The 23,660-nt window shown below is 66.3% G+C and carries 24 protein-coding genes; 18 read left to right on the top strand and 6 right to left on the bottom strand.

Annotated elements, in window-relative coordinates; genetic code table 11:
• Positions 1-9: 9 nt before the first annotated feature.
• The 4 genes from ACH0AE_RS12885 to ACH0AE_RS12870 all read left to right on the top strand — a co-directional run bounded on the left by ACH0AE_RS12885 (position 10) and on the right by ACH0AE_RS12870 (position 4,091).
• On the top strand, positions 10-627 hold the full coding sequence (locus ACH0AE_RS12885) for a redoxin domain-containing protein (RefSeq protein WP_294443004.1): 618 nt from the start codon (positions 10-12) through the stop codon (positions 625-627).
• 209 nt (positions 628-836) lie between these two features.
• Positions 837-2,312: a circularly permuted type 2 ATP-grasp protein gene (locus tag ACH0AE_RS12880; RefSeq protein WP_294443005.1), complete on the top strand. Its 1,476-nt coding sequence runs from the start codon at positions 837-839 to the stop codon at positions 2,310-2,312.
• A 46-nt stretch (positions 2,313-2,358) separates the two neighbouring features.
• A complete protein-coding gene (locus ACH0AE_RS12875) occupies positions 2,359-3,294 on the top strand; it encodes an alpha-E domain-containing protein (RefSeq protein WP_294443006.1) in 936 nt (311 codons plus the stop codon).
• A complete protein-coding gene (locus ACH0AE_RS12870; protein ID WP_294443007.1) occupies positions 3,294-4,091 on the top strand; it encodes a transglutaminase family protein in 798 nt (265 codons plus the stop codon). Before ACH0AE_RS12875 ends, ACH0AE_RS12870 begins: the two co-directional genes overlap by 1 nt.
• 25 nt (positions 4,092-4,116) lie before the next feature.
• On the opposite strand, the gene ACH0AE_RS12865 is transcribed toward ACH0AE_RS12870, so the two are convergent.
• Complete coding sequence (locus tag ACH0AE_RS12865) at positions 4,117-4,899, bottom strand: arginyltransferase (RefSeq protein WP_294443008.1); 783 nt, start codon at positions 4,897-4,899, stop codon at positions 4,117-4,119.
• A 214-nt stretch (positions 4,900-5,113) separates the two neighbouring features.
• On the bottom strand, positions 5,114-6,358 hold the full coding sequence (locus ACH0AE_RS12860) for a threonine ammonia-lyase (protein WP_294443009.1): 1,245 nt from the start codon (positions 6,356-6,358) through the stop codon (positions 5,114-5,116).
• A 175-nt stretch (positions 6,359-6,533) separates the two neighbouring features.
• Here ACH0AE_RS12860 and ACH0AE_RS12855 point away from each other — a divergent pair, with 175 nt between their 5' ends.
• Together ACH0AE_RS12855 and ACH0AE_RS12850 are read left to right on the top strand one after the other, a co-directional pair.
• On the top strand, positions 6,534-7,373 hold the full coding sequence (locus ACH0AE_RS12855; protein WP_294443010.1) for an NAD(P)-dependent oxidoreductase: 840 nt from the start codon (positions 6,534-6,536) through the stop codon (positions 7,371-7,373).
• A complete protein-coding gene (locus ACH0AE_RS12850; protein WP_294443011.1) occupies positions 7,370-9,064 on the top strand; it encodes an amidohydrolase in 1,695 nt (564 codons plus the stop codon). Before ACH0AE_RS12855 ends, ACH0AE_RS12850 begins: the two co-directional genes overlap by 4 nt.
• A gap of 51 nt (positions 9,065-9,115) precedes the next feature.
• Here the strand turns inward: ACH0AE_RS12850 and ACH0AE_RS12845 are convergent, their stop codons facing one another.
• Both ACH0AE_RS12845 and ACH0AE_RS12840 read right to left on the bottom strand, forming a co-directional pair.
• Positions 9,116-9,388 carry a DUF1488 family protein gene (locus tag ACH0AE_RS12845; RefSeq protein ID WP_294443012.1) on the bottom strand — a complete coding sequence of 91 codons (273 nt, stop codon included), beginning with the start codon at positions 9,386-9,388 and terminating at the stop codon, positions 9,116-9,118.
• 60 nt (positions 9,389-9,448) lie between these two features.
• Positions 9,449-9,718 (bottom strand): hypothetical protein, encoded by a 270-nt coding sequence (locus tag ACH0AE_RS12840; RefSeq protein WP_406875783.1) that lies wholly within the window; start codon positions 9,716-9,718, stop codon positions 9,449-9,451.
• 85 nt (positions 9,719-9,803) lie between these two features.
• Here ACH0AE_RS12840 and ACH0AE_RS12835 point away from each other — a divergent pair, with 85 nt between their 5' ends.
• On the top strand, positions 9,804-10,736 hold the full coding sequence (locus ACH0AE_RS12835; RefSeq protein WP_294443017.1) for a rhodanese-related sulfurtransferase: 933 nt from the start codon (positions 9,804-9,806) through the stop codon (positions 10,734-10,736).
• Between the two features lie 13 nt (positions 10,737-10,749).
• Here ACH0AE_RS12835 and ACH0AE_RS12830 read toward each other — a convergent pair whose 3' ends face one another.
• Positions 10,750-12,081, bottom strand: coding sequence for an MFS transporter (locus ACH0AE_RS12830; RefSeq protein WP_294443018.1), 1,332 nt, complete (start codon positions 12,079-12,081; stop codon positions 10,750-10,752).
• 149 nt (positions 12,082-12,230) lie between these two features.
• On the opposite strand from ACH0AE_RS12830, the gene cyoA reads away from it, so the two are divergent.
• The 8 genes from cyoA (at position 12,231) to ACH0AE_RS12790 (ending at position 20,584) form a co-directional block, all read left to right on the top strand.
• A complete protein-coding gene (gene cyoA, locus ACH0AE_RS12825) occupies positions 12,231-13,394 on the top strand; it encodes a ubiquinol oxidase subunit II (RefSeq protein WP_294443019.1) in 1,164 nt (387 codons plus the stop codon).
• Between the two features lie 15 nt (positions 13,395-13,409).
• Positions 13,410-15,398 carry a cytochrome o ubiquinol oxidase subunit I gene (gene cyoB / locus ACH0AE_RS12820; RefSeq protein ID WP_294443020.1) on the top strand — a complete coding sequence of 663 codons (1,989 nt, stop codon included), beginning with the start codon at positions 13,410-13,412 and terminating at the stop codon, positions 15,396-15,398.
• Positions 15,399-15,438: 40 nt separating this feature from the next.
• Complete coding sequence (cyoC, locus tag ACH0AE_RS12815; RefSeq protein WP_294443046.1) at positions 15,439-16,059, top strand: cytochrome o ubiquinol oxidase subunit III; 621 nt, start codon at positions 15,439-15,441, stop codon at positions 16,057-16,059.
• Complete coding sequence (gene cyoD / locus ACH0AE_RS12810; protein ID WP_294443021.1) at positions 16,056-16,484, top strand: cytochrome o ubiquinol oxidase subunit IV; 429 nt, start codon at positions 16,056-16,058, stop codon at positions 16,482-16,484. Before cyoC ends, cyoD begins: the two co-directional genes overlap by 4 nt.
• Positions 16,484-17,185 carry an SURF1 family protein gene (locus ACH0AE_RS12805; protein WP_294443022.1) on the top strand — a complete coding sequence of 234 codons (702 nt, stop codon included), beginning with the start codon at positions 16,484-16,486 and terminating at the stop codon, positions 17,183-17,185. The genes cyoD and ACH0AE_RS12805 overlap by 1 nt, the downstream gene beginning before the upstream one ends.
• Positions 17,185-18,498 (top strand): ATP-binding protein, encoded by a 1,314-nt coding sequence (locus ACH0AE_RS12800; protein WP_406875782.1) that lies wholly within the window; start codon positions 17,185-17,187, stop codon positions 18,496-18,498. The genes ACH0AE_RS12805 and ACH0AE_RS12800 overlap by 1 nt, the downstream gene beginning before the upstream one ends.
• Positions 18,498-19,031 (top strand): response regulator transcription factor, encoded by a 534-nt coding sequence (locus ACH0AE_RS12795; RefSeq protein WP_294443024.1) that lies wholly within the window; start codon positions 18,498-18,500, stop codon positions 19,029-19,031. Before ACH0AE_RS12800 ends, ACH0AE_RS12795 begins: the two co-directional genes overlap by 1 nt.
• Before the next feature lie 74 nt (positions 19,032-19,105).
• Entirely contained in the window at positions 19,106-20,584 is a 1,479-nt protein-coding gene (locus ACH0AE_RS12790; protein WP_294443026.1) for a diguanylate cyclase domain-containing protein, read from the top strand.
• Positions 20,585-20,629: 45 nt separating this feature from the next.
• Here ACH0AE_RS12790 and ACH0AE_RS12785 read toward each other — a convergent pair whose 3' ends face one another.
• Entirely contained in the window at positions 20,630-21,172 is a 543-nt protein-coding gene (locus ACH0AE_RS12785) for a DUF4142 domain-containing protein (protein ID WP_294443027.1), read from the bottom strand.
• A 283-nt stretch (positions 21,173-21,455) separates the two neighbouring features.
• Between ACH0AE_RS12785 and ACH0AE_RS12780 the strand changes: the two genes are divergently transcribed.
• The 3 genes from ACH0AE_RS12780 to ACH0AE_RS12770 are packed head-to-tail and all read left to right on the top strand — an operon-like array spanning position 21,456 to position 23,660.
• Positions 21,456-21,980 (top strand): ferritin-like domain-containing protein, encoded by a 525-nt coding sequence (locus tag ACH0AE_RS12780; RefSeq protein WP_294443028.1) that lies wholly within the window; start codon positions 21,456-21,458, stop codon positions 21,978-21,980.
• Entirely contained in the window at positions 21,964-22,779 is an 816-nt protein-coding gene (locus ACH0AE_RS12775; RefSeq protein ID WP_294443029.1) for a histidine phosphatase family protein, read from the top strand. Before ACH0AE_RS12780 ends, ACH0AE_RS12775 begins: the two co-directional genes overlap by 17 nt.
• Entirely contained in the window at positions 22,776-23,660 is an 885-nt protein-coding gene (locus ACH0AE_RS12770; RefSeq protein WP_294443030.1) for an NAD(P)H-hydrate dehydratase, read from the top strand. Before ACH0AE_RS12775 ends, ACH0AE_RS12770 begins: the two co-directional genes overlap by 4 nt.

Raw genomic sequence — 23,660 nt, 5'->3', positions numbered from 1 at the left:
AGAGTGATGATGCGTATCCTGTCCTTCATCCCGATCGCCGCGATCTCGCTTGCCGGGCTGGCGATCGTGCCGGCCGCCGCGCAGCAAGTGACCGGCAAGCCAGCCGGCAACTTCCGCCTGACCGACGCCGACGGCAAGAGCGTGACGCTGGACCAGTTCAAGGGCCGGCCAGTGGTGCTGGAGTGGAACAACCCCGGCTGCCCGTTCGTGCAGAAGCATTACGACAGCGGGAACATGCAGGCGACGCAGGCCAAGGCGAAAGCCGCGGGCGCGGTGTGGCTGACGATCAATTCGGGCGCGCCGGGCAAGCAGGGTTACATGACCGGGCCGGAAGCGAAGAAGTTCGTGACCGCGCAGAAGGCGCAGCCGACTGCCTATCTGCTCGATCCGCAGGGGCGTGTGGGCAAGGGCTATGCCGCCAAGACGACGCCGCACATGTACCTGATCGATGCGTCGGGGAAGCTCGTCTACCAAGGCGGGATCGACGACAAGCCGACCGCGGACAAGGCCGACATCGCGGGCGCGCGCAACCATGTGCTGGCCGCGCTGGGCGAGGTGAAGGCGGGCAAGCCGGTGTCGGTGCCCGAGACGCGGCCGTACGGTTGTTCGGTCAAATACGCGGGTTGAGTAGGGCGGCGCGCGTGTGACGCTGGCCCCTCTGGTGGGCCGAGTTTCGGTCTCTTGATTGCCGCGCCCGCTGCGGCCGGGCGCGTTCGTGTCGAAGCTGGAACAATGCCCGGCAAACCGCGTAAAGAATCTAGTTAACCCAGAGCTTGTGCGCCGCAGCATTCTCGCGCAGCATGCATCCGAAACGATCCTCCAACGTTGGGCGGCGAATGGGGCATAAGGCGTTCGACGAAATCATGGGTAGTGGCGGCACGGTCCGCCCGGAGCTGGCGGATCTTGGCCGCTGGCTGGTCGAAACGCCGGCGGATGAGCTGCGCCGCCGCCAGGAAGCCGCCGAAACCACGTTCCGCCAGCTGGGCATCACCTTCGCCGTTTATGGCGACAGCGACGCAAGCGAGCGGATCATCCCGTTCGATATCGTGCCGCGCGTGTTCCTGGCCGACGAATGGACCCGCCTGTCCGAAGGGCTGATCCAGCGCGTGGAGGCGATCAATGCCTTTCTCGACGATATCTACGGCGCGCAGGAGATCCTGAAGGCGGGCGTGCTGCCCGAGGACCTGATCTTCCACAATCCGCAGTTCCGCCCCGAGATTGCGGGCATCCGCCCGCCGCACGGCGTGTGGGCGCATATCTGCGGGATCGACCTCGTACGCACCGGGCCGGACGAATTCTTTGTGCTGGAGGACAATGCGCGCACGCCGTCCGGCGTCAGCTACATGCTGGAGAACCGCGAGGCGATGGTGCGGCTCTGCCCCGAGCTGTTCGAGCAGTTCCGGGTGGCGGCCGTCGACAGCTATCCGGACCGGCTGCTGGAAACGATGCGATCGGTGGCGCCGCGCGGCTGCGGGCAGAACCCGACCTGCGTGGTGCTGACCCCGGGGCCGTATAATTCCGCCTATTACGAGCACAGCTTCCTTGCCGATTCGATGGGAATTGAGCTGGTCGAGGCGGCGGATCTCGTGGTCGATGACGACGCGGTGTACATGCGCACCATCGCGGGCCGCGTGAAGGTGGACGTGATCTATCGCCGGGTAGACGACGACTTCCTCGATCCGCTCGTCTTCCGGCCGGATTCGATGCTTGGCGTGCCGGGGCTGATTGCAGCGTACGCAGCGGGCAACGTGGCGATCATCAATGCACCGGGCAACGGCATTGCCGATGACAAGGCGATCTACAGCTACATGCCCGAGATCGTGCGCTTCTATTCGGGGCGCGAGGCGAAGCTGCCGAATGTCGAGACGTTCCGCTGCCGCGAGCCCGAGGCGCTTAAGTACACGCTCGACCACCTCGATGAGCTGGTGGTGAAGCTGGTCGACGGATCGGGCGGCTATGGCATGCTCGTCGGGCCGACTGCGTCGAAGGCCGAGATCGCCGACTTCCGCCGCGCGCTGGAGGCGGAGCCGCATCGCTATATCGCGCAGCCGACGCTGGCGCTGTCGACCGTGCCGACGCTGGCGGACAGTGGCCTCAGCCCGCGGCACGTCGACTTTCGGCCGTTCGTGTTGACCGGATCTAAGGGGGTGCAGGTGGTGCCCGGTGGTCTCACGCGGGTGGCGCTGCGTGAAGGATCGCTGGTGGTGAATTCATCGCAGGGCGGCGGCACGAAGGATTCCTTCGTGCTGCTGGATGGCGGCAAGCGGCAGATCCAGATGATGGGCGGCATGGTGCAGGAGCAATCCGCGTGAGGCGCCGCCCGAACCCCGACGCGCGAACCGCAGCGGGTGGCCGCGCATGCTGAGCCGGACCGCGTCCTCGCTATACTGGCTGGGACGATATGTGGAGCGCGCCGACTTCATCGCCCGGCTGGTGGAGGCCACCGTTCGGCTAGACGTGCTGTCGCCGCGGCCGGCCGGCGAGGCGGCGTGGCTGTCAGCGCTGACCGTGACGGAAACCGATGCTGCCTTTGCCGCGAGCGCCGGCAGCCTGACGCGCGAGGCGGTGGCGCGGTTCCTGACCAGCGACAGTTCACACCCGGGATCGATCGTGCGCTGCCTGGACATGGCGCGGATGAACGCCAAGGCAGTGCGCACCGCGCTGACGCGCGAGGCGTGGCAGGCGATCAACGGCGCGTGGCTGGTGTTCGACAAGAGGATGGGGCGGGCCGATCCCGACCGCACGTTGGCGCTGGTGGATGCGGTGAAGGCGGAGACGCGCGGCTTCGAGGGCGCAATCCACCGCATGCTGCGCAACCAGACGACGCTTTTTATCCGGCTGGGACAGGCGACCGAACGGCTGGACAACACGGCGCGGCTGCTGGACGTGAAATATCACATCCTGCTGCCCGAGGATCAGAGCGTCGGCGGGACGGTGGACCGCGACCAGTGGACGACGATCCTGCAGACCGTGTCCGCCGTGACCGCGTATCGCTGGCTCTACAATGACGGACTGGTGCCGGCGAACGTCATTGACCTGCTGCTGGCGCGGGCCGAGCTGCCGCGAAGCATCGCCGCCGCGAGTGAAGAGACAGTCGAGGTGCTGACGTTGCTGGCCAAGCGAACTGGCGCCCATGGCGAGGCGGACCGGATGGCGCGGGCGCGCCACGCCCGGATTGCGCGCACGCGGACGAGCGAAGTGATCGTATCCGGGCTGCATCAGCATCTGCAGGCGCTGATCGCCGAGAATGACCAGTTGCACACCGCCATCGGCCGGCAGTTCAAGTTCCTCTGATGCGGCTGTCGATCGAGCATCGCACCACCTACCGCTTCACTGCCCCGCAGGGCCGCGTTGTGCAGATGTTGCGCATGACGCCCGACAATACGCATGACCAGACCGTGGCGGACTGGCACATCGCGGTCGATTGCGACGCGCGCATGACGCATCATCGCGACGGCTTCGGCAATGCGACGACCATGCTGTATTGCGCGGGGCCGGTGGAGGAGATCGAGCTGACCGTCACCGGCGACGTGGTGACGAGTTCGTCCGGCGGGATCGTGCAGGGATCCAACGAGGTGCTGCCGCCATCATTGTTCCTGCGCGCGACCCCGGCGACCGCGGCCGATGCGGTGATTGCGACCTTTGCGCAGGAGGTGAGCGGAGCCGCCGACATAGCGGGGCTCCACCGGCTGAACCTGGCGATCCATGAGCGTTATGCCGCCGACCCTGGCCGGCCAGTGCAGGGCCTGACCGCGGCGGCGGCCTTCGCCCGCCCAGTGCTGACCGCGCGCGACATGACGCAGATCTTCATTGCCGGTGCGCGATCGCTGGGTGCGCCGGCACGCTACGTGACGGGTTATTGCGACCTTGCGGGTGACCATCGGCCGACGCCGCATGGCTGGGCCGAAGCCTACGTGCCGGACTGCGGCTGGATCGGGTTCGATCCGCTGCTTGGCCTCTCACCCGAGGAGCATCACGTGCGCGTCGCGATCGCGCTGGACGCGGCGGGCGCGGCGCCGGTGCAGGGCTCGCGTCTGGGCGACGGGCAGGAGCGGCTGGACGTCGACGTCACGGTGCAAAGCGAGGAGTGACTACGCGGGTCGCCGCGCCGTTTTGCTAGGCGAGTTCGCGGGCCCGCTCGCTAACCTCGGACGGGGAGATGTCATCGTCCCCGGCCAGTACCCAGCCGCGCGCGGTGAGCAGTTCGAGCGGGCGATAGCGCGTCTTGTACGCCATGCGGGCCGAGCCCTTCACCCAGTATCCGAGATAGACATAAGGCAGGCCGGCGGCGCGCGCGCGCAGGATGTGATCGAGGATGATGAGGCTGCCGAGCCCCTGGCGCGCATCCGCCTCGGGCGCGAAGAAGCTGTAGATCATCGACAGCCCGTCGCCCTGCTGATCGGTGAGGCAGGCGCCGATCAGTGTGCCGGGCACGCCATCCACTGACGGCTCACGATATTCGACGATCACCGAATTCACGGGGGATTGTTCGACCATGTCGGCGTAATCCTGATCGTCCATGCCGGCCATGCCGCCGCCGGGATGGCGATGCCCGAGATAACGGCGGAGCAGCTGATATTGCTCGTCCGTCGCCCAGGGGCGGCAGGCAGTGACTTCGAGATCAGCGTTGCGGCGGATGAGCTTGCGCTGCGTCGCACTGGGGCGGAAATCGCGGGTGACGACGCGAACCGAGATGCACGCATTGCACCCCGCGCACGACGGGCGATAGGCAACCGACTGACTGCGGCGAAAGCCGATCCGCCCGAGCGCATCGTTCAGTTCATTCGCGTGCGCGCCCGCCAGTTCGGTGAAGACTTTGCGCTCCTGCCGCCCGGGAAGATAGGGACAGGGCGCAGGGCTGGTGACGAAGAAGCGAGGAAATCGAAAGGGCGCGGTCACCGCGACGTATCTCCGGACGAATGCGCCGGTGCGCACCCTGAACAAAGGATATGAGTACCGGACCGGGGCTTGGGAAGCGGTGACGTCACCATAAAGGCTTAATCCGCCCCGCTAATTCTTTCCAGCAGGCATCAGTGCCCCGTTACGGGGCAGTCGTTGCGTTCCGCCTAGACTGGCCACGCCGCCGCCTAAGCTGCGGCGTGCCCGGCGTAGACTAGGCGAGTTCGATCAGCTTCACTTCGTAGCCGGCGGTGCCGAGCGCCGCGAGCAGGCGATCGAGGTGCGCGCGATCGCGCGTTTCGCACTCGACGTCGAGGCTGAGGCCCTTCGCCGGCAGGTTGGTGAAGATGCGCTGGTGCGCGAGCTCCAGGATGTTGACCCGTTCCTGATCGAAGATGCGCGCCACATTGTAGAGTGCGCCGGGTTGATCCTGCAGCCGGATGCGCAGGCGAGCGAGGCGGCCCGACCGGGCGAGATCGCGCAGGAGGACGTTGGCGAGCAGCCGCGTGTCGATATTGCCGCCGCACAGCACGATGCCGACCGTCTTGCCGGCGAAGCGATCCTTGTTGGCGAGCAGTGCGGCGAGCCCCGCGGCGCCGGCGCCCTCCACCACCGTCTTTTCGATCTGGAGCAGCAGGCTGACCGATTCCTCGAGACTGCGTTCCGAGACGAGCACGATGTCGTCGACCAACGCCTCGACCATCTTGGCGGTTATGCCGCCCGGCTCCTTCACCGCGATGCCCTCAGCAAGGGTATCGCCGGCACAGGGCAGCTCCGTGTGGCGCAACTTGTTGTACATCGAGGGGTACAGCTCGGCCTGGACGCCGATCACCTCGATCGGATGATCCGCCGCGCGCGCCACGGTCGACATGCCGGAAATGAGCCCGCCGCCGCCGATCGGCACGACCAGCGTGTCCAGTCCCGGCACGTCCTGCAGCATCTCGATCGCGACGGTGCCCTGGCCGGCGATGACGCGCGGATCGTCGAACGGATGGACGAAGGTGTAGCCGCGCTCCTTCTCCAGCTCGCGCGCATGGGCATAGGCCGCGTCATAGGTCGTGCCGTGGAGCACCACCGTGGCGCCATGGCCTTCCGTCTGCACCACCTTCACCGTCGGCGTGTTGGTGGGCATGACGATCGTCGCGGGAACGCCGAGGCGGTTGGCGTGATAGGCGAGGCCCTGCGCATGATTGCCGGCCGAGGCGGCGATGACGCCGCGCGCCTTTGCCTCATCGCTCAGCAAGAGCAGCGTGTTGAGCGCGCCGCGTTCCTTGTAGGCGGCAGTGAACTGAAGGTTTTCGAACTTCAGATACACCGTGGCGCCGGTGAGGTTGGACAGCGTCTTGCTGACCAGCGTGGGCGTGCGGACAATCGAATCGCGAATCCGTTCATGCGCAGCGCGCACGTCAGCAATGCTGACAGGGAGAAGCTCGGTCGAGGTCTGTGCCGCAGTCGCCATCTTCCAAATCCCAAGGCCGGTTCGCGCCATGTCGGTCGAACGGCTGTCTTTTCTTCGAAGAAGAAGGGCAGGGGTTTCGACCGGCTCGGCCCGAACGGGATCATTGATCCAGGTTCGCAGGCGCGCACTAGGACCATCTGGCGCGCGGTGCAAACAGCGCCTATCCGCCGACAACATGAAGATCGCTTTCATCGGCACCGGCGTGATGGGTGCCCCGATGGCCGGGCACCTTGCCCGCGCCGGCCATGACGTGACCGTCTATAACCGCACGCGCGCGAAGGCGGAGGCGACGGGGCTGGCCGTCGCCGATACGCCGGCCGCGGCGGCGGCAGGCGCCGACGCGGTGGTGACGTGCGTTGGCAATGACGATGATCTTGCCGCGGTAACTCTCGGGACCGACGGCGCCTTCGGCACGATGGCCGAAGCGGCCGTGTTCATCGACCACACCACGGTGTCCGCCCACATCGCCCGCCGCCTCGCCGCGGCGCGTGCGCTCGTCGTGGATGCGCCGGTGTCAGGCGGGCAGGCGGGTGCGCAAAATGGCGCGCTTTCGATCATGTGTGGTGGAAGCGAGCCAGCAATGGCAGCCGCGCGGCCGATAATGGAAGCCTATGCCGCGCGCATAGTTCATGTCGGCACGGCGGGCGCGGGGCAGCAGACCAAGATGGTCAACCAGATCTGTATCGCCGGCGTGCTGCAGGGCCTGTCGGAAGCGCTGCGCTTCGCCCAGGCGAGCGACCTCGATCTCGACAAGGTCTATGAGGCGATTTCCGGCGGCGCGGCGCAAAGCTGGCAGATGGTCAATCGCTGGCCGACGATGGCGAAGGACGAGTTCGACTTCGGCTTCGCGATCGACTGGATGCGCAAGGACTTGGGACTCGCGCTCGACGAGGCCAAGCGCAACGGCGCGGTGTTGCCGGCGGCGGCGCTGGTGGATCAATTCTACGCAGAGGTGCAGAAGATGGGCGGTGGCCGGCAGGATACCAGCGCGCTGGTGCGGAGGCTGCCGCGATGAAGCGCCTCCTCGCGCTGGCGCTTGCATGCGTGGCCACGCCGGCGCTGGCCGATGGCATCGTCGACAACGTCAACGGCATCACCATCGGCAACGATGGCCGCGTGATTCGCTTCAAGGCGCTGCTGATCGACAAGGACGGCAAGGTCACGCGGCTGGTGCCGCCGGGCGAGGAGCCGCCGAAGCTCAGCCGCAAGGAGCTGAAGAAGAACGCCGGCAAGCCGCTGTACGACTGGCGCACCGACATGGGCGGCAAGACGCTGATGCCGGGCTTCATCGATGCGCATGGCCATGTGATGGGGCTCGGCTTCGGCGTTCTGTCCCTCGACCTCTCCAAAGCGCGCTCGCTGAACGAGGCGAAGGCGATGGTGGCGGCGTACATCGCGGCCAATCCCGATCGCCAGTGGATCCTCGGGCGCGGCTGGAACCAGGAAGCCTGGGGCCTCGGCCGCTTCCCCACCGCGGCGGATCTCGACGAGGTGTCGAAGGGGCGCGCGGTCTGGCTGGAGCGTGCCGACGGCCACGCGGGCTGGGCGAACAGCGCGGCAATGCGCGAGGCCGGCGTGACGGCCGGCACCCCGTCGCCCGCTGGTGGGCGGATCGAGAAGGCCGGCGGCGCCCCCAGCGGCGTGTTCGTCGATGCGGCGATGCAATTGATCGAGAAGGCGCTGCCGCAGCCGCTGCCCAAGGAGCGCGACGCAGCGTTCCTGGAGGCGCAGCAGGTGCTGCTGTCGAACGGCATCACCGCAGTTGCCGACATGGGAACGACGATCGACGACTGGCTGAGCTATCGCCGCATGGGCGACATCGGCGCGCTTCGCGTGCGGATCATGAGCTATGCCGCCGGGATCGACACGGCGAGCCGGATCGGCGGCAAGGGGCCGACGCCCTGGCTGTACGGCGATCGCCTGCGCATGGGCGGCGTCAAGATCTACGACGATGGCGCGCTGGGATCGCGGGGTGCGGCGCTGAAGGCGCCTTATGCCGATGCGCCGGGCGAGAAGGGGCTGTTGTTCCTGAGTGACACGCAGCTGCAGAACCAGATGAGCCGTGCCGCGATGGACAATTTCCAGGTCGCGGTGCACGCGATCGGCGACCGCGCGAACGCCAATGTGCTCGACGCGATTCAGGTGCTGAGCGACACGTACACGGGCGATCGCCGCTGGCGCGTGGAACACGCCCAGGTGGTGGACCCGGCCGACCTCAAGAGCTTCGGCCGCTATGGCACGATCGCCTCGATGCAGCCGACCCATGCCACCAGCGACCGGACGATGGCGGAGGCACGGCTGGGGCCGCAGCGGCTGACCGGCGCCTATGCCTGGAAGACGATGCTGGCCAATGGGGCGAAGCTGGCGTTCGGATCGGACTTCCCGGTCGAGCGGCCGGATCCCTGGGCAGGCTGGGCGGCGGCGTTCACGCGTACCGACGAGAATGGCGAGCCGGTCGGCGGCTGGCGGCCCGAAGAGGCGGTGACGCGCGACCAGGCATGGTGGGCGTTTACCGGCGGCGCGGCCTATGCCGGCTTTGCCGAGAAGAAGTTCGGCTCTCTGGAGCCTGGGCAGAAGGCGGATTTCATCATCGTCGATCGCGATCCGCTGGCGGGTGATGCCGCCGCGCTGCGCCAGACGAAGGTGGAGCAGACCTGGATCGGGGGCGAGCGTGCGTGGTCCCGCACGGGTGGCGCGGCGCGCTGACCAGGAGATCACTGCCCCGCCGGCGTGGCGGGGCAGGATCGGCCCTAAGGCCTATTCGAGGTCGTTTTCGCTGACGATCACCGGGTTCGCATCCGAGTTGCGCGACAGCGCCGAAAGCGCCGCGTCGCCGATCTGGTCGATGAAGCGGTTGAACGTGTCGATCGCATCGCCGTCCGGCCGGTCGCCGCTCAGCGCCTCGAGCAGGTCGTACTGGACGACGAATTCGTAATCGTCGCCATCGACCTCGGCGGTGAATTCGACCTGTTCGGCGTCGATATTGTCGAGCAGGCTGCTGTCGTCGATCTCGATCTGGCTGGCCGCCATGCCGGGTGTCCTTTCAAGAATGAATCGGCGGTAGAAGACGCTGCCCTGCGCGATGTTCCGTCATTCAGGCAAGCGTTTGGCGAGATCCTGGATCGTTTCGCCGACAAAATGATCGAGTGGCATCGCGTCATCGAGTATTACCGGGCGTTCGAGCGAGAGCACGGCGTGCTGTTTCAGCTCGGGATCGAGCTGCTGCCAGGCACGTACCGCCGCCTCGAGGTTGGTTACCTCCGGCAGCTCGGCGTCGCCGCGGGTGACGTTTTCGAGCGACGCGCTCATCTTCCAGTCGATCGCGGGCGGCGTGGCGTCGCCCCAGGTTGCTTCGGCCATGTCTGGTCCCTCATCCGGCGGTGCCGGACAACCGCGCCGACCAGTGGCTTGGTTCCGCGCGGGCGAGCGCCTAGATCGCGGGCCTATGACTTCCCCCATCCGCGTTACCGCGCTTTACCATTTCGCGACCTTCGATGATCCTGCCGCCTTGCGCGAGCCGATCGAGGCGCTGTGCCGCGAAGAGGGCGTGCGCGGCACGCTGCTGCTGGCGAAGGAGGGCGTGAACGGCACCATCGCGGGCTCGCACGATGGCATCGAACGCGTGCTCGCGCATTTGCGCAGCCTGCCGGGGTGTGCGGACATGCCGGTGAAGAATGCCGCTGCCGAGACGATGCCGTTCCACCGCCTGAAGGTGCGGCTGAAGCAGGAGATCGTCTCGATGGGCGAGCCGGACGTCGAGCCGGCGAACAATGCCGGCACCTACGTGGCGCCGGAGGAATGGGACGATCTGATCGCGCGGCCGGACACGATCGTGATCGACACGCGCAACGATTACGAGGTGGCGATCGGCAGCTTTCCCGGTGCGATCGATCCGGGGACGCGGACCTTCCGCGAATTTCCAGCCTGGTTCCGCGCCAATCGCGAGGCGCTGCTGCGGGAAGGCGTGAACAAGGTGGCGATGTTTTGCACCGGTGGCATCCGCTGCGAGAAGGCGACGGCCTTCCTGAAGGCGGAAGGGGTGGATGACGTCTATCACCTCGAAGGCGGCATCCTGAACTATCTGGAAAAGGTGCCGGCGGCGCGCAGCAGCTGGGACGGCGAGTGCTTCGTGTTCGACGAGCGGGTGGCGGTGGGCCATGATCTGGCGCCGGGCAGCCACGTGCTGTGCCGTGCCTGCCGCATGCCGGTCAGCCCCGAGCAGCGCGCCTCGCCGCTATACGTGGAGGGTGTCAGCTGCCCACAGTGCCGCGACGCGCGCGACGAGCGGCAGCGTGAAAGCTATGCCGAGCGGCATCGGCAGGTGCTTCTCGCCGAACAGCGCGGCGAGAAGCATGTGGGTGAGCGCCAGGACCAGTGATCCGCCGGACGGCTCAGGCCGCCTTGCGCGCCCATTCCTTGTTGATTGCCAGCGCGCCAAGCGTGCAGGCCGCGCCGGACAGCAGGTACACGCCGACCGACCAGAGGCCGAAGCGGCTGGCAATGAACAACGCGACCAGCGGTGCGAAGCCGGCACCGATCAGCCAGGCGGAATTGGCGACGATCGCCGCGCCCGTGTAGCGGGTTTCCGGCGGGAAGGCGCTGTTCACCACGCCCGAGGACTGGCCGAAGGCGAGGCCGAGCAGGACGAAGCCGCCGAGCATGTAGATCGCCTCACCCACGCTGCCCGAATCGAGGAGGCGCGGGGCAAAGCCGCTGTAGACGGCGATCAGCACGGCCGAGACGCCGAGCACCGCGCGCCGGCCGACACGATCCGCAACCAGGCCCGAGGCGAGGATCGCGAGGATGCAGACGACGGCGCCGGCCGCCTCGATCGCGAGGAACCGGACCGGCTGCTCGCCAGCGAACAGCGTGACCCAGGACAGCGGGAAGACCGTGACGAGGTGGAACAGCGCGAAGCTGGCGAGCGGCGCGAGCGCGCCGAGCAGGATCGTGCGGCGTTCGCGGAACAGCGTCTGGAAGGCCGGCGAAGGCTGAAGCTCGCGGCTTTCGAACAGGCGCTGGAATTCCGGCGTCGCGACGAGCCGCAAGCGGGCGAACAGCGCGACGACGTTGATCGCCAGCACCACGAAGAACGGATAGCGCCAGCCCCAGCTGAGGAAATCCTGCGGCGAGAGGATCGTCAGGAAATAGGCGAACAGGCTGACCGCGACGAGGAGGCCGAGCGGCGCGCCGAGCTGCGGGATCATCGCATACCAGCCGCGCTTGTCCTCCGGCGCATTGAGCGAGAGCAATGAGGGCATACCGTCCCACGCGCCACCGAGCGCCATGCCCTGGCCGAACCGGAACAGTGCCAGCAGCACCGCGGAGAGCGCGCCGACCTGCTGGTAGCTGGGGAGCAGCGCGATCGCCATCGTCGATCCGCCGAGCAGGAAGATCGCGATGGTAAGCTTCGTGCCGCGGCCGTGCATGCGATCGATCCACATGAACAGCAACGTGCCGAACGGGCGGCCGATGAACGCCAGTGCGAAGACGGCGAACGAGTAGAGCGTGCCGGTCAGCGGATCGGCGTAGGGGAACACCAGCTGCGGGAACACCAGCACGGACGCGAGCGCGTACACGAAGAAATCGAAGAACTCGCTGGTGCGCCCGATGATGACGCCGATCGCGATTTCGCCGGGGGCGACCTTCTTCTCGCGCGCGTTCACCAGCCGGGCATCGCGCTCCAAGGCTGTCGAGTCGGGCGCAGTGGTGGCTGCATTCATTCGCTATGCTCCGGCCAGCGGCGTAGGAATAAGGGCTTGGCCCACAGGCCATGCCGAACTTAAACCTACCTTGACCAATCTACACCAGTGACGGGATTGGACAAATTGTCCAATGTAGCGTCCTGCGGACTCACCCTAGGAGGGTCGACATGCGCGAACATACGCCCATTGTGCGACGGCTGTCCCGTCCCCTCCTGATCCCGCTGCTGGCGCTGCTGGCAGGCTGTTCGGGGGCCGTGCTCGACCCTGCGGGCGACGTGGCGCTCCAGCAGCGCAACCTGATCTATATCTCGGTCGCGCTGATGCTGCTGATCATCGTGCCGGTGATGATCCTGACGGTGGTGTTCGCCTGGCGCTATCGCAAGGGCAACAAGGACGCGACCTACGATCCGCACTTCGATCATTCGACGACGCTGGAACTCGTCATCTGGTCCGCGCCGCTGCTGATCATCATCGCGCTAGGCGCGCTGACCTGGTCGAGCACCCACCTGCTCGACCCGTTCCGGCCGCTGAACCGTATCTCCGCCACCCAGCCGGTGCCGAAGAACGAAAAGCCGATGGTGGTCCAGGTCGTCTCGCTCGACTGGAAATGGCTGTTCATCTATCCCGAATACGGCATCGCCACGGTCAACGAGCTGGCGCTGCCGATCAATCGCGAAGTGCGGTTCGACATGACGTCGACCAACATGATGAACACCTTCTACGCGCCGACGCTGGCCGGCATGGTCTACACCATGCCCGCGATGCGCAGCACGCTGCATGCGGTGCTGAACAAGACCGGCGAATATGAAGGCATGTCGGCGAACTACAGCGGTGCCGGCTTCTCCTACATGCGCTTCCGCCTGCTCGGCTTCGACCGGCCCGGGTTCGATGAATGGGTCGCCAAGGCGAAGGCGAGCGGCACCGCGCTCGACACGGCGAACTACCTCAAGCTCGAAAAGCCCAGCGAGCAGGTGCCGCCGATGTTCTTCAGCAGCGTGCAGCCGGCGCTGTTCCAGCGGATCTACGAACGCTGCGTCGTGCCTGGCACGCCGTGCATGAGCGAGGTGATGGCGCGCGACCGTGCCGTCGGCGGCGGCCATCCCCATTCGATGAAGGTGGGCGAAGGCATGCCGGCGGGGCGCGGCTCGATGCCGGCGCACGGCAAGCCCGAGGGCGCGCTGATGAAGGACGCGGACGAGATCGAGACCGTGCCCAACGTCACCAAGCCGCCGAAGCAGCCGCCGGGGAAGAACGATCCTGGATCGATCCGCAACCGCGACATGTCCTTCCTGCCGACCGTGCCGGGCGCTGCCCGCGCGGCCCGCGGCTGAGCCGCCGGAGTTACCATGTTCAACGAGACCATCCTGAAGACGATCTTCGGTCGGCTCAGCCTTGAATCGTTCCCCGTGCACGAGCCGATCTTGCTCGTGACATTCGGCGTCGTCGTCTTGCTTGGCCTCGGCATTGTCGGGGCGATCACCAAGTACAAGTTGTGGGGCTATCTGTGGACCGAGTGGTTCACCAGCGTGGACCACAAGAAGATCGGGATTATGTACATAATCCTGGGCATCATCATGCTGCTGCGCGGCTTTGCCGATGCGGTGATGATGCGCCTGCAACAGGCCATGTCGTTCGGCGCGAACGAGGGCTATCTCAACGCGCACCATTATGATCAGATCTTCACCGCGCACGGGACGATCATGATCTTCTTCGTCGCGATCCCGCTGGTGGTGGGCATCATCAACTATGTGATGCCGCTGCAGATCGGCGCGCGCGACGTTGCCTTCCCGTTCCTCAACAATTTCAGCTTCTGGCTGACGGTCGCCGGCGCGATGCTGGTGATGGTGTCGCTGTTCGTCGGCGAGTTCAGCCGCGCGGGCTGGCTGAACTACGTGCCGGTGGCGAACATCGAGAACAGCCCCGACACCGGGCCTGATTACTATCTGTGGGCATTGCAGATAGCCGGCATCGGCACGACGCTGTCGGGCATCAACATGGTCGTGACCGTGATCAAGATGCGCGCGCCGGGCATGACGATGATGAAGCTGCCGGTGTTCGTGTGGACGGCGCTGTGCAGCAACGTGCTGGTCGTCGCGATCTTCCCGGTGCTGACCGCCGCCTTCGCGATGCTGATGCTGGACCGCTACGTCGGCACCAACTTCTTCACCAATGATCTCGGCGGCAACCCGATGATGTATTGGAACCTGGTGTGGATCTGGGGGCACCCAGAGGTGTACGTCCTCATCCTACCGGTGTTCGGCATCTATTCGGAAATCGCGGCGACGTTCACCGGCAAGCGGCTCTTCGGCTATTCGTCGATGGTCTATGCCACGGTTGTCATCACGATCCTGAGCTACCTGGTGTGGCTGCACCATTTCTTCACCATGGGCTCGGGCGCCAGCGTCAACAGCTTCTTCGGCATCGCGACGATGGTCATTTCCATCCCGACGGGCGCGAAGATCTTCAACTGGCTGTTCACGATGTATCGTGGCCAGATCCGCTTCGAGCTGCCGATGCAGTGGGTGGTCGCCTTCATGCTCACCTTCGTGGTGGGCGGCATGACGGGCGTGATGCTCGCGATCCCACCGGCCGACTTCGTCCTGCACAACTCGCTGTTCCTGGTCGCGCACTTCCACAACGTGATCATCGGCGGCGTCGTGTTCGGCCTGTTCGCCGGTATCGATTACTGGTGGCCGAAAGCGTTCGGGTTCAAGCTCGATCCGTTCTGGGGCAAGATCCACTTCTGGGGCTGGGTGATCGGCTACTGGGTCGCGTGGACGCCGATGTACGTCGCCGGCCTGATGGGCGTGACGCGGCGCCTGCGGCACCTGGACGACACGACGCTGCAGCCGCTGTTCCTGATCGCCGCCGTGGGCGTGGCGATCATCGCGATCGGCATCGCAGCGTTCGTCATCCAGATCGCCGTGAGCATCAAGAACCGCGACAAGCTGCGCGTGGGCGGTGATCCGTGGAACGGCCGTACGCTGGAATGGGCGACCAGCTCGCCCCCGCCGACGTACAACTTCGCCTTCACGCCGGTCGTGCATGACCTCGACGCCTGGTACGACATGAAGGAGCGCGGGTTTAAGCGGCCGACCGGCGGCTTCCGGCCGATCCACATGCCGCGCAACACCGGGGCCGGCGTGATACTGTCGGCGCTGGCCGCGGTGCTCGGCTTCGCGATGGTGTGGTACATCTGGTGGCTGGCCGCCGCGAGCTTCGTCGCGATGATCGGCTACGGCATCTACCACACGTTCAACTTCAACCGCGATTACTACATCCCGGCCGAGGAAGTGGCCGAGGACGAACGCAAGCACGCGCTGGCGGGAGCCTGACATGACGACTCATTCCCCCACCGTGGAGGAAGCGCAGCAGATGGACGCGGCGGACGCCGCCCCGCCCATCTTCTACCAGACCGAGGCTGATCATCACGATCACAGCTCCGGCGGGACGATGCTGGGCTTCTGGATTTACCTGATGAGCGACGCGCTCATCTTCGCCACGCTGTTCGCGACCTATGGCGTGCTGAGCACCAGCTACGCCGGTGGCCCGGCGCCGAGCCAGATCTTCGACCTGAAGCTCGTTGCGCTCAACACCGCGCTGCTGCTGATCTCCTCGATCACCTGCGGCATGGCGATGATCGCGATGGAGGAAGGCAAGACGCGCAGCACGCAGCTGTGGCTTGCGATCACCGGCCTGTTCGGCGCGGCCTTCGTCGCGGTGGAACTGTATGAATTCGCCGAGCTGATCCACGAGGGCGCGACGCCGATGCGCAGCGCGTTCCTGTCGGCGTTCTTCACGCTGGTCGCCACGCATGGCCTGCACGTGTTCAGCGGCCTCATCTGGATCGCCGTGATGCTGATCCAGGTCGGCCAGCGCGGGCTGATCCCGGAAAACCGTCGCCGGCTGATGTGCCTCAGCATGTTCTGGCACTTGCTCGACGTCGTGTGGATCGGCGTCTTCACCTTCGTCTATCTGCTCGGAGTCCTGCGATGAGCGCTTCGCCCGCCCATGCCGACGCCCATGCCCTTGCGGGCCAGGACGCGCACGGCCATGACCATGGCCATCACGACGCGCCGCCGCCGGACGGCGGCCATGGCCACGGCACGCGGCGCAGCTATCTGACCGGCTTCCTGTTGTCGGCAGTGCTGACGGCGATCCCGTTCTGGCTGGTGATGAGCGGAGCGATCGCCAGCACGCAGACGACCGCAGTGATCGTCATCGCGCTGGCCTTCGTTCAGATCATCGTCCACACCTTCTTCTTCCTCCACGTGAACCGGAAGGCCGAAGGCGGATGGACGCTGCTGGCGTTCCTTTTCACGGTGGTGATTGTCGCCATCGTGATCGCCGGATCGCTGTGGATCATGTACCATCTGAACAACAACATGATGCCGATGGGCAACGACATGGTGGGCATGTAGTGATCCGCGGCGCCTTTGCGGCGCTGTGCCTGGCGCTGGCGGCCGCCTTTGTCGCGCTGGGCGTGTGGCAGGTCGAGCGCCGCGCGTGGAAGCTCGACCTGATCGACAAGGTGGAGCAGCGGATCCACACCGCGCCGGCGGCGCTGCCGCCGCCGTCGGCATGGACGAGCGACAATGCCTATCGGCGAGTGCGTCTGACCGGGCGGTTCCTGCATGACAAGGAGACGCTGGTTCAGGCGGTCACGAACCTCGGGCCGGGCTGGTGGGTGGTGACGCCGCTTGTCCGCTCCGGGCCGGATGGCTCCGGGGAGACGATCCTCATCAACCGCGGCTTCGTGCCCAACGATCGCGCCGCTCCCGCTACTCGGCCGCAGGGGCAGATCAGTGGCGAGGTGACGATCACCGGCCTGATGCGCGACAGCGAGCCCGGCGGCGGTTTCCTGCGCAGCAATGACCCGGCGGCGGGCAAATGGTATTCGCGCGACGTCGCCGCGATTGCGACGGCGCGACGGCTGCGCAATACCGCCCCCTTCTTCATCGATGCGGACGCAACGCCCAATCCGGGCGGCTATCCGGTCGGGGGGCAGACCGTGATCGCGTTCCGCAACAATCACCTGATGTATGCGATCACGTGGTTCGGGCTCGCGGCGCTCAGCATCGCGGGTGCCTTCATCGTGCTGCGATCGCGGAAGCGGCGATGATGGACGCGCCGCTGCTCGCGCTCACCCGGGGATCGCCCTTTTCCGCCGGCCCGGCGGAGGAGACCACGGCGGCGGAAAACATGCGCCAGCTGGTGCAGTTGCGCTGGATCGCGGTGGCGGGACAGCTCGTCACCATATTGGTGGTCGATTTCGTGCTTGGCGTGGCGCTGCCGCTGGCGCCGATGCTCGGCGTGGTGGCGCTGCTGGCGGTGGCCAACGCGGCAAGCGCGCTGCTGCTGACGCGGCACCGGGTAACCAACATCGAGATGCTTCTTGCGCTGCTGTTCGACGTCGGCGCGTTGACGGCACAACTGTCGCTGAGCGGCGGGGCGACCAATCCGTTCATCTCGCTCTATCTGCTCCAGGTGGTGCTGGGCGCGATCCTGCTCGAGACATGGTCGGTGTGGGTGATCTTCGGCGTCACCGCGCTTTGCTATGCCGGCCTGTCGGCGAACAGCGAACAGCTGGTCTATCCCCCCAGCCTCGTTCCGCTGATCAACGACCTTCATACGCTGGGCGCATGGATCAGCTTTGCCCTTAGCGGTGTTCTGTTGACGATGTTCGTCACGCGGATCAGCCGCAACCTGCGCGCACGCGACGCCTATCTCGCCGACCTGCGCCAGCGCGCGGCGGAGGAGGACGGCATTGTGCGCATGGGCCTGTTCGCGAGCGGCGCGGCGCATGAGCTCGGCACGCCGCTCGCCTCGCTGTCGGTGATCCTCAACGACTGGCGGCGGATGCCCAAGCTCGCCAGTGACCCCGAGCTGGCCGGCGAGATCGACGAGATGCAGGCCGAGGTGCAGCGCTGCAAGGCGATCGTGACCGACATTCTCCATTCCGCCGGCGAGCCCCGCGGTGAGGCGATGCAGAGCGTCGCGGCGGCGGACTTCCTGAAGCAGGTGGTGGCCGATTGGCGCGCGAACAACGTCGGCGTGCCACTGGACGTGGTGCTCGACGGGCTGGACGATGCAGCAGTCGTCGCCGGCCCGGCGCTTCGTCAGGCGATCGGCAATCTCCTCGACAACGCTGCCGAAGCCTGCCCGTGGAACGTCGGCCTCATCGCCGAGCGGGACGCGGAGAACCTGACGATCGCGGTGGTCGACGAGGGATCAGGCTTCAGCGAAGGCCAGCTGGCGACCGTGGGCAAGCCCTATCATTCAAGCAAGGGCGCAGGGCATGGTGTGGGGCTGTTCCTGGCCAGCAATGTGGCGCGTCGGCTGGGCGGGCGGTTGGAAGCGGTGAACCGCCCGCGCGGCGGCGCGGAAGTGCGGCTGGTGTTGCCACTGGCGACGCCGCCCGAGGAGCGGCACTGATGGTCGAACCGCGCCGGCTGCTGATCATCGAGGACGACGTGACTTTTGCGCGCACGCTGCAGCGGTCGTTCGAGCGGCGTGAATACCGCGTCTGGGTGGCACACGGGCCGGATATGGTGGACGATCTGTTGGGCGAAGCGCGCCCAGGCTTCGCGGTGGTCGACCTGAAGCTCGGCAATGCATCCGGCCTTGCGTGCGTGAAGCGGCTACGCGCGTTCGATCCGGCGATGCTGATCGTGGTGCTGACCGGCTTTGCCAGCATCGCCACCGCGGTCGAGGCGATCAAGCTTGGCGCGTCGCATTATCTTGCCAAGCCATCCAACACCGACGACATCGAAGCGGCGTTCGAAAAGGCGACCGGTGACGTGGCGGTGCCGATCGATGGGCGCTCGACATCGATCAAGACGCTGGAGTGGGAACGCATCAACGAGACGCTCGCCGAAACCGGCTTCAACATCTCGGAAACCGCGCGGCGGCTTGGCATGCACCGGCGGACGCTGGCGCGGAAACTCGAGAAAAAGCCGATGCGTTAAGGCGTGCCGATGGCCGGCATCACTTCATCTCGACGTTAACCTTTGACTAACCTTTCGCTAGTGACAGGAGGCTGATGACGCTCGCGGATGAACACGAACGCCTGAGCGCGCTCCGCAATCTCGATCTGCTCGATACCGACCCGGAAGAGGAATTCGACGCGATCGTCGCGGGTGCGCGGCACTTGTTTGGATGTCGCATGGCATTCGTTTCGCTGATCGATGCCGAGCGTCAGTGGTTCAAGGCACGCTGCGGTTTCGAAGGCACCGAGACGCCGCGCAATCTTGCGATCTGCGATCACGCGATCGCGACAAACGACATGCTGGTGGTGCCGGACACTAGGCTTGACCCGCGGTTCGCGGACAACCCCTTCGTCACCGGAGATCCGTTCATTCGCTTCTATGCCGGCGTGCCGCTGCGCATTAGCACGCGACGTGGCGGCACGCCCCAGCCGGTTGGCACCTTGTGCGTGGTCGATGATCAGCCGCAGGAACCCGCTCCCGACAAACTGGAGATGCTGCGCGGCATGGCGCGCGTGATCGAGGCGCTGCTGGAGCTTCGCCGTGCGACCCAGGAGAGCATGCGGCTCGCCATGGAACGCCATGAAGTGCTCGTCGGAATGGGACGGACGCAGCGCCTGCTGCAGCATGCCGAGCGCATGGCGCGGATCGGATCGTGGCGCGTCGACCTGGAGAACCAGCAGACGCACTGGTCGACGCAGACCTATGCGATCCACGAAATCGCGCCGGGAGAGCCGGTGTCGCTGGATCTGGCGATACAGTTCTTCCCGCCCGGCGAGCGTGAACGCGTGGAGCAGGCGGTAAGCCTGTGCACCGAGCGCGGGCAGCCATGGGACATGGAACTCGATTTCCGCGCCGCGAGCGGTGACATGCGGCGTATCCGTACGCTCGGCGAGCCGGAGGTGCGCGATGGCCGGGTCGTCGCGCTGATGGGCGTGATCCAGGACATCACCGATCGCTACAAGCACGAGCGGCGGCTGCACGAAGTCGCGCATACCGACGAGCTGACCGGGCTCGCCAGCCGACGCGCGTTCAACCAGCGGCTGGATGCGGCGCTGACCGCAAGCGCAGCGGACGGGACGCCGCTGGCGGTGGCGATCCTCGATCTGGACCGGTTCAAGGAAGTGAACGACCGGCTGGGCCATGCGACAGGCGACGAGGTGCTGCGCCTGAAAGCGGCCAAGCTGCGCGCGGTCACATACCTCGGCGACTATTACGCGGCCCGTCTCGGCGGCGACGAATTCGTCCTGCTGCTGCGGGGGCGGCATGCTGGGGATCTGCTGGCATCCGGGATCGCCCAATTGCTCGACGAGCTTCGGCACGAGGTGCCGGCGGATGACGGCAGCATCAGCGTATCGACCACCATCGGCGTCTGCCGGATCGACGTCGCGCATATGGACCGATCGGCTGCAATGAAGGCGGCGGACGCGGCGCTCTACCGCGCCAAGCGCTTTCGGCGCGGCACGGGGGCGATCGTCGATGAGCCCGGGATCATCGAGGCGCGCGCGCCGGCGGGGCTTTTCCGGGCGCTGTAACGGCGGTGCCGGCCCGCTCCGTTGGGGGCGAGCCGGCCCCGGTTCTCACATGTTGTGGCCGCTGTGGCTTCCGCCGCCCTGCAGCTTCATCGCGGTGTCGAGGTGCTGCTGCACGATCGGGATCGCCGACTTCGCCGAAGTGCGCAGCGCCGGCGTGTCACCGCCGGTCGAGTAGCTGCGGTGAAGATCGAGAGCCGCCTGGTGCGCCGGGATCTGCTGCGCCAGATAGATGCGGTCGAAGTCGCTCGCGGAGGCATTGCGCAGCTCGGTGATCGAGGCGGCCGCGCCAGCGTCGAGGGCAGGCTTCCCCGGGTTCAGCTTCGCCGCCTGCGCGGCCTTCATCGTCGCCGCCGTGGTCTTCTGATGATGGTCGATCAGCGTCTGGGCGAAGCTGCGGACCGCCGGGTTCTTGGTCTTCTGCACCGCGATCTGGCTGGAGTTGATCTCATAGAGATCGCTCTTGCCGGCGGCCGTTACATAGGGAAGTGCCTTAACCTTGGCCTCTGCCGGCGGCGGCGGAGGGGGCGTCTGGGCGACGGCCGCTGTGGAAAGAGCAAGTGCGATACACGCGCCGAAAGTCTTGATCATGATGTCCCTTCCCATGTTGATCAGGCGGCAACCCGGGCATGTAGGGGAAGTTCCTTAGTTGGGCGATCAGGTTGCCTTAGATCAATATCATTGTTGTTGGCGCTTGTACGCGTGGCGGACCGTAGGACTGGTGAGAGACCAGGGGGTGCGTGGAAGCATCTTCTTCAACGCTGTTCTGCAGAGTTGCGACACCTTAAGGCTACAGGCAAAGCCGCGCCGAAACGAGCCGACGGGAACCTTCGACGGGGCATCGGACTTAGGCCCTCATCAGGAGGAGATCAGCATGGCATCGGATCAAGATACGCTGCGCAACCTGTTCATCGTTGGCCTCAGGAACGCGCATGCGGTGGAGAAGCAGGCACTTTCGATCATGACTCCGCAGGTCGGGCGGATCGAACATTATCCCGAGGTGGCTGATCGGCTGCGGGCGCACATCGAGGAAACGAACGGCCAGATCGAGCGGCTCGACGAGATCCTCGCGGAACTCGGCACCAGCAATTCCGCGATAAAGGATCTGGGCCTTAGCATGTCCGGCAGCATGGCCGCGATCGCGCATACCGTTGCCGGCGACGAGATCGTGAAGAACAGCTTCGCCAATTATGCTTTCGAGCATTTCGAAATCGCGGCGTACAAATCGCTGCTGGTGATGGCGGAGGACGGCGGCTTCTCGCAGGCACTCCCGCTGCTCAAGCAGTCGCTTGGCGAAGAGCAGGCGATGGCGCAGTGGATCGACGACAATCTGGCGATGGTAACGCGTCGCTATGCTGACCTCTACGCGACGCAGGGCGCGAGTGAAGCAAAGGTCTGAGCGTAACCCGCCATCGGCGGGCCGGCCTGTGACGCCGGCCCGCTGGCCCGAACGGCTGTGGATCATCCGGCACGGCGAGAGCGCGGGCAACGTCGCCCGCGATGCGGCGCATGCGAGCGGCGCGGAGCGGATCGACCTGACCGCGCGCGACGTGGACATTCCGCTTTCGGAGCGCGGCGAGGAACAGGCCTGGGCGCTCGGCGCGTGGTTTGCGCGTGCCGGGGAAGCGGAGCAGCCCGACGTGCTTCTCGCCTCGCCGTATCTGCGTGCGCAGGCCACCGCGCGCCTGTTTCGGGAGGCGGGGGGATGCGAACCGAACGAGCCGATCTGCATCGACGAGCGGCTGCGCGAGAAGGAGTTCGGCATCCTCGACGGGCTGACGACCAGCGGGGTCGCGGCCGTCTTTCCCGATCAGGCCGAGTTCCGCCGGCTGCTCGGCAAATTCTATCACCGCCCTCCCGGCGGCGAGAGCTGGTGCGACGTGATTTTCCGGCTGCGCGCGGTGCTCGACACGATCGCGCTTCATTATGCCGGGCGGCGCGTGATGATCGTGGCGCATCAGGTGGTGGTGCTGTGCCTGCGCTACGTGATCGAGAAGCTGGCTGAGGAGGAGATTCTCGCGATTGATCGCGAGGGCGACGTCGCGAATTGCTCGATCACCGAATACCGCTTTGATCCGGAAGAAGGCCGGGACGGGGGGCTGGTGCTGGTGCGCTACAATGACGTGGCTCACCTCGAGCGCCAGGAAGAGGCGGAAGTGACGGCCGAGCCCGAGCGGACCGAGGGAGTGCGCGGGTGAACGAGGATCCGGTTGCGCTCGACAGTGCGTGGATCGCCGCCAATCCAGCCCCTGTCCACGGCGACGGCACGACCAAGAACAGCCGCGGGCGGGTGCTGGCGATTGGTGGTTCGCGCCGCGTGCCCGGTGCGATCCGGCTGACCGGCGAGGCAGCGTTGCGCGCGGGCGCGGGCAAGCTGCAGATGGCGACGGTCGGCTCGGCGGCCCTCATGTTGGGGGTGCTGGTGCCCGAGGCAGCGGCGCTTGCCCTGCCAGAGGATAACGGTGGCGAAATCGAGGCGCTGGAAGGCGCGGACTTCGAGAAGGCAATCCAAGGGTGCGACGCATTGGTGATCGGACCGGGGATCGGTGATCCCGACGCGGCGGAACGGCTGTTGGGGCAGGCGCTGAATGCGACTTCCGACGAGACCATGCTGGTGATCGACGCCATGGCGATCGGCTGCGCCCGGTCGCTGAGCACGGCGCTTGCCAAATTCAGGGGACGCACGATCTTCACGCCGCACCATGGCGAGATGGCCGTGCTGACAGGACGCGACGAAGACGAGATTGCGGCTGATCCCGACGCTGTCGCCCGGGAGGTGGCCGCGCATTTCGGCGCCGTGGTGGTGCTGAAGAGCAGCAGGACCGTGATGGCGGCGCCTGATGGCACGCTGCTTCATTATCGCGGCGGCGGGATCGGGCTGGCGACCGGCGGTTCAGGGGACGTGCTGGCGGGCGCGATCGCCGGTCTTGCGTCGCGCGGCGCATCGCCGCTGGTCGCGGCCGGCTGGGGCGTGTGGCTGCACGGACACGGCGGGCGGCGGTTGGCGACCACCCGCGGGCCGGTCGGGTTCCTAGCGCGCGAGCTGGCGGCCGAGTTTCCGCGCCTGTTGCCGCAATGA

The organism is Sphingomonas sp. 179-A 2A2 NHS (assembly GCF_045371305.1).
Taxonomy (GTDB): Bacteria; Pseudomonadota; Alphaproteobacteria; order Sphingomonadales; family Sphingomonadaceae; genus Sphingomonas.
This window is presented reverse-complemented; position numbering and strand designations above follow the sequence as displayed.